Below are 220 nucleotides of genomic sequence, written 5' to 3'. Positions count from 1 at the left end.
CTGGCTGATGCCGCTGCTCTGGTGGCCGCGCGTGGCCGCCTGATGCAGGCGCTGCCCGCCGGTGGTGCGATGGTGGCGGTCGAGGCCGGTGAGGCCGAGTTGCTGGCGCTGCTGGCCGGTAGTGAGTCCGAGGTGGGTATCGCGGCGGTCAACGGGCCTTCGTCGGTGGTGATTTCCGGCGACGAGCAGGCGGTTCTCGAGGTCGCGGCGGAGTGGGAGG

The 220-nt window shown here is 71.8% G+C and carries 1 protein-coding gene; it reads left to right on the top strand.

Translation table 11 applies throughout. The features are described 5' to 3' along the window. Positions 1 to 21 precede the first annotated feature (21 nt). On the top strand, positions 22 to 220 hold a 199-nt coding region (locus tag UK12_RS36105), incomplete at its 3' end, for a hypothetical protein (RefSeq protein WP_045307465.1).

Source organism: Saccharothrix sp. ST-888 (assembly GCF_000955975.1).
Lineage (GTDB): Bacteria > Actinomycetota > Actinomycetes > Streptomycetales > Streptomycetaceae > Kitasatospora.
This window is presented reverse-complemented; position numbering and strand designations above follow the sequence as displayed.